General features: G+C 38.3%; 5 protein-coding genes. All 5 read left to right on the forward strand.

All coding sequences use genetic code 11. The features are described 5' to 3' along the window. Positions 1 to 164 precede the first annotated feature (164 nt). The 5 genes from ACEN4N_RS10935 to ACEN4N_RS10955 all read left to right on the forward strand — a co-directional run bounded on the left by ACEN4N_RS10935 (position 165) and on the right by ACEN4N_RS10955 (position 4924). Positions 165 to 1184, forward strand: coding sequence for an ABC transporter substrate binding protein (locus ACEN4N_RS10935; protein WP_407094234.1), 1020 nt, complete (start codon positions 165 to 167; stop codon positions 1182 to 1184). A gap of 19 nt (positions 1185 to 1203) precedes the next feature. Next, positions 1204 to 2160: an ABC transporter substrate-binding protein gene (locus tag ACEN4N_RS10940; protein ID WP_407094235.1), complete on the forward strand. Its 957-nt coding sequence runs from the start codon at positions 1204 to 1206 to the stop codon at positions 2158 to 2160. Between the two features lie 11 nt (positions 2161 to 2171). Beyond that, positions 2172 to 3122 carry an ABC transporter substrate-binding protein gene (locus ACEN4N_RS10945; protein ID WP_407094236.1) on the forward strand — a complete coding sequence of 317 codons (951 nt, stop codon included), beginning with the start codon at positions 2172 to 2174 and terminating at the stop codon, positions 3120 to 3122. A 69-nt stretch (positions 3123 to 3191) separates the two neighbouring features. After that, positions 3192 to 4109: an ABC transporter permease gene (locus ACEN4N_RS10950; protein ID WP_407094237.1), complete on the forward strand. Its 918-nt coding sequence runs from the start codon at positions 3192 to 3194 to the stop codon at positions 4107 to 4109. Then, the gene (locus ACEN4N_RS10955; RefSeq protein ID WP_197103871.1) at positions 4109 to 4924 is read left to right on the forward strand and encodes an ABC transporter ATP-binding protein; all 816 of its coding nucleotides are present in this window, start codon (positions 4109 to 4111) and stop codon (positions 4922 to 4924) included. Before ACEN4N_RS10950 ends, ACEN4N_RS10955 begins: the two co-directional genes overlap by 1 nt. Positions 4925 to 5289: the final 365 nt, after the last annotated feature.

Genomic DNA, 5289 nt, shown 5'->3' on the forward strand with positions numbered 1-5289 from the left:
GTAGATATTCTCCTTATGTTATTTGGTGGTACTTTTAATATAACGAATATCTGCGTCTTTTAGAAGACACAAAGATAGGGTTGATGATATTTTAATTTTTGTCATCAACCCTATTTATTGTAGAACCTTTGTTATAAAAAATAGAAAAAATGGAGGAATAAATTATGTATCGATATTTAAAAACAGCCTTAGTTTCATTATTAGCATTAGGTACAATCGCAGCACCAATGTCTGCGCAAGCACAAGATCAAGAAGAAATTAACGTAGGTGTCCTTCAATTTGTAGAGCATGAATCATTAGACCAAAACTATCAAGGTTTCATTGATGGCTTAGAAGAAGCCGGTTATGTTGAAGGTGAAAACCTAACTTTAAATTATTTAAATGCCTCAGGAGACACAGCAAACTTACAATCAATGAGTGAGAATGTGACGAACAGTAGTGATTATATTTTCGCTATTGCAACGCCAGCCGCTCAAGCTATTGCGAATGTCGAACAAAAGAAACCCGTATTATTCTCATCAGTCAGTGACCCTGTTGGTGCAGGTTTAGTTGAAAACTTAGAAGAGCCAGAAGCAAATATTACAGGTACGACCGATGCTGGTCCAATTGAAGACCAAGTAGCTTTACTCCAAGCAGTTGTTCCTGACGCAGAACGTGTTGGAATCATCTATAACTCAGGTGAAGCAAACTCAATGAGTGAAGCAGAAAAAGCAACAGCAGCCCTTGAAGCAGCTGGCATTGAAGTTGTTGAAGCAACAGTGACTTCAACGAATGACATCTCTCAAGTCATGAGTGGTTTAGTTAATGATGACGTAGATGCAATCTTCACAGTAACAGATAACACAATTGCAAGTGCAATGACACTAGTTGGAGATTTAGCATTAGAAGCTGGGCTGCCAATTATCGGTGGATCAAAGGATATGGCTTTAGCAAATGGGTTAACGACATATGGTTTAGATTATTACGAATTAGGTAAACAAACAGCGGGAATGTTAGTAGAAATCATTGAATCTGGTGAGATTATCCCAGTTGAATCCGCAGATACATTAGAATTAGTTGTTAATGAAGAAAATGCAGAAACATTAGGTCTAGATTTATCAAATATTGATTTAGGTTCAGAAGAAACATCAGATGAAGAAAATACAGAAGAATCTGAAGAAGAGAGCTCTGAAGATTCCGAATAAAAGATAAGGAGAATTCAAAATGAAAAGTCGATTTAAATTTATTAATATTATTACTACCGTTGTATTAGCTTTACTTCCAATGTTAGCAGGTGGCCAAGCAGTCCAAGCACAAGAAGAAACAATTAATATAGGTGTTGTTCAATATGTAGAGCACGAAGCTTTAGATGCAGTGCTGAAAGGTTTTCAAGAGACGTTAGACAATTCAGCTTATGGCGACCGTATTGAATGGGATATTAATAATGCCAGTGGTGACCAATCGAGTCTTCAATCATTAAGTGAAAAAGTTGCACGTGATAACGATATACTCTTTGCCATTGCAACACCCGCAGCTCAAACTTTAGCATCAGTTGAACAAGAGAAGCCAATTTTTATTGCAGCAGTAACAGATCCAGTTGAAGCTGGTTTAGCAGACTCTATCGAAGCTCCAGGAGGAAACATTACTGGAACAAGTGATATGGCGCCGATCGAAGAACAAGTCGACTTATTAATACGTAATTTTCCAGATGTTGAAACAGTTGGTTTAATTTACAACTCAAGTGAGGTCAACTCACAAGTTCAAGCGGGCGTAGCCGTTGAATTACTTGAAGAACAAGGTTTAGCGACGGATGTTCAAACAGTGATTAGTACGAACGATATATCACAAGTGATGAATGCACTTGTTGGTAATGTCGATGCGATGTTTATGGTAACGGATAATACGATTGATAGTGCCATTACTTTAGTTGGAGATATTGCTAAAGAAGCAGGGATCCCAACAATTGGGTCATCTGATTCAGTTGTAAGAACAAACGGACTAGCAACATTATCAAACTCTTATGAAGACTACGGTGTTCAAACAGCAGAAATGGTAATTCGCATGTTGGATGAAGATTTAAACCCTGGAGAAATGGAAATTGAATTAGGGAAAGATTTTCAAATTGTAGTGAACGAAGATTTTGCTGAAGCCATCGGTGTCGATCCGTCAACGATTGAATAGGAGCATATAAAATGAAAAAAATAATTCAATTAGTAACAATCATTGCCTTAGCGTTCGTATCTATTTTTCCAGCAACTCAAACGGTTAAAGCCCAAGATGAACCAATTAAAATTGGTATCTTACAACACGTCAGTCATGAAGCATTAGATGATACGCGTGACGGTTTTATAGAGCGCATCGATGAGCTTTTAGATGGAAATGTCGAGTGGGACTTACAAAATGCGAACAGCGATATGTCAACATTGCAGTCATTATCAGAAAAAGTCGCGCGAGATAATGATATTATCTTTGCAATTGCCACACCAGCTGCGCAAGCTTTAGCATCTGTTGAAGAAGAAAAGCCAATATTTTTTGCAGCAGTGGCAGCGCCAGTTGAAGCGATGTTAGTTGATTCAATGGAAGCGCCCGGACGTAATTTAACTGGAACGACAAACTTAGGCCCAATTGCCGATCACGTGGATTTATTACTACAAGTTGTCCCTGATGCACAAAACATCGGAACAATTTACAATTCAAGTGAAGTCAACGCACAACATCAAGTTGATATTGCGACAGAAGTTATCGAAGAAAAAGGACTAAATCATATTGTCCAATCAGTAACGAACACGAATGATATTGCGCAAGTGATGACTGCTTTAGTTAATGAGTCCGATGCTATCTTATTAGTAACTGATAATACGATTGATAGTTCAATCTCACTTGTAGGTGATATTGGGAAAGAAGCTGGTTTAGCATTAATTGGCTCATCTGACTCAACAATTAATGCCAATGGCTTAGCAACGATTTCAAACTCTTACTTCGACTATGGTGTTCAAACAGCTGACATGGTTAAGCGTATGTTAGATGAAGATTTATCGCCAGCTGATATGCCAGTTGAAGTTGGTAATAACTTTGAGTTAGTTGTAAATGAAGAATTCGCAGAAGCTGTTGATATTGATGCAAGTTCAATTCAAATAGATTAGTGCTTATTCATTAAAATATGGTAAGATAATATAGATTTTTAAAATTTATTAAAGGAGTATGTTTAACTTATGATTCTAGATGTTATTTCATCAAGTTTTAGCCAAGGGGTTGTATGGGCAGTCATGGCTATTGGGGTATACATTACCTTCAGATTACTTGATATCGCAGATTTATCAGCCGAAGGAGTGTTCCCCTTAGGGGGGGCCATCGCAGCCATTTTAATTACAAATGGTCTTAACCCATTTCTCGCAACTGCTGCAGCTTTCGCAGGTGGGGCAGCCGGTGGTTTACTCGCTGGTTGGATACACACAAAACTTCATATCCCACCGCTGTTAACGGGTATTTTACTACAAACAGGTTTATATTCGGTTAACTTCCAAGTCATGGGTGGACGTTCAAACTTAGCTTTACTGGGTCAAGAAACGATTTTCACACCTATGGAGGATATGTTTGGTTTCAGCAAAAATATGTCTGTAACAGTTCTTGGCTTGATTATCCTAGCGATTATCATTACTTTATTAGTTCTGTTTCTACATACTGAAATGGGCCTATCGCTTCGAGCAACTGGGGATAACCCACGAATGAGTGAAGCAAACGGGATTAATACAAACCTTATGAAGACTTTAGGCTATATTATTGGTAACGGGTTGATTGCCTTAAGTGGAGCAATGGTAGCACAAAAAGACGGCTTTGCCGATCTAAGTATGGGTATTGGTACCATTGTTATTGGACTGGCCTCAGTCATTATTGCTGAAGTGGTAATTCCTAACCAATCAATTGGTTTCCGTTTAACTTCGATCATTTTAGGTAGTTTCATTTACCGCTTAATTATTGACTTTATTTTAAACCAACCATGGATTGATATTCGTCCAACTGACTTACGTCTATTCTCTGCTATCTTACTTGGATTTGTATTGTATTTCCCTCAAATTCAAAGACAATTTGGTAGTCGGAAAAAGAGCGCAGTGAGCGGAGGTGCGAAATAATGACTGAAGAAAGAAAAATTAAATTAGAACTATCAGGGATTCAAAAATCATTCGAACGTGGAACAGTGAATGAGAATCACGTTCTAAAAGGCATTGATTTAACACTTTATGATGGAGATTTCGTAACGGTTATTGGTGGTAACGGTGCTGGTAAATCAACTTTACTCAATACAATTAATGGTTCACTTACTCCTGATGAAGGATCAATTAAAATTAATTACGAAGACGTGACACGCCTTCCGATGAACAAACGTGCAGACTCAATTGGGTACGTGTTCCAAGATACTAAGATGGGAACAGCCGCGCGTTTAACGATCCAGGAAAATATGGCGCTAGCAAATCGCCGTGGTTTAAAACGTGGCCTTCGGAAAGGTGTCAAAGAAGCGGATCGCCAACAAATGATCGAACGCTTGAAGATATTAGATTTAGGACTAGAAGACCGTTTAACTACGGACGTTGCTTACTTATCTGGTGGACAACGCCAAGCGCTAACGTTATTAATGGCAACATTACGTAAGCCACAAGTATTACTACTTGATGAGCATACGGCAGCTCTAGACCCTAAGACAAGTGAAATGGTTCTCAGATTAACAGATAGAATTGTGAGCGAACAACAATTAACTGCATTAATGATTACCCATAATATGAATGATGCGGTAAAATACGGTAACCGTCTGATTATGCTCCACCAAGGTAGAATAATCCTTGATGTGAGCGGAGAAGAGAAGAAAAACTTAACGATTGATCGTTTAATGGAACTCTTCCGTCAAGAATCAGGTGAAACATTAGCATCTGATGCGATGTTATTATCTTAATTAGAAACATATTCCAATACATCGGCCAGCAGTCTGCAAATTGTGACTGCTGGCCGGTTTTTTGATGGGTTTGGAGGTGGGAGTGGGTTAATAGGACATGTCATGTGTTGACCTGTCCCGTTAGGTGTTTAATTTCCCGTGTCATGCGATGACGTGTCCCGTTAGGTGTTTAATTTCCCCTGTCATGTGTTGACCTGTCCTGTTAACCGTCCAATTTCCCCTGTCATGAGATGACCCGGATAAAGCCCATATAATTGTGTAAAAGTAAAAAACCATAATAATCTCTTTGGTACAATGTAGTTGACAGACAAACATTGAAAGGAAGATTATTATGGCTCAATTAAATATTACCTTAAATTTAGAAG

The sequence above is a fragment of the Ruoffia sp. FAM 20857 genome (genome assembly GCF_045528645.1).
GTDB classification, from domain to species: Bacteria; Bacillota; Bacilli; order Lactobacillales; family Aerococcaceae; genus Ruoffia; species Ruoffia halotolerans.

Bases quoted from the DNA above. Each gene is read 5' to 3' on its own strand.
- ACEN4N_RS10940 (WP_407094235.1), top strand. From the start codon at position 1,204: ATGAAAAGTCGATTTAAATTTATTAATATTATTACTACCGTTGTATTA.
- ACEN4N_RS10950 (WP_407094237.1), top strand. From the start codon at position 3,192: ATGATTCTAGATGTTATTTCATCAAGTTTTAGCCAAGGGGTTGTATGG.
- ACEN4N_RS10935 (WP_407094234.1), top strand. From the start codon at position 165: ATGTATCGATATTTAAAAACAGCCTTAGTTTCATTATTAGCATTAGGT.
- ACEN4N_RS10955 (WP_197103871.1), top strand. From the start codon at position 4,109: ATGACTGAAGAAAGAAAAATTAAATTAGAACTATCAGGGATTCAAAAA.
- ACEN4N_RS10945 (WP_407094236.1), top strand. From the start codon at position 2,172: ATGAAAAAAATAATTCAATTAGTAACAATCATTGCCTTAGCGTTCGTA.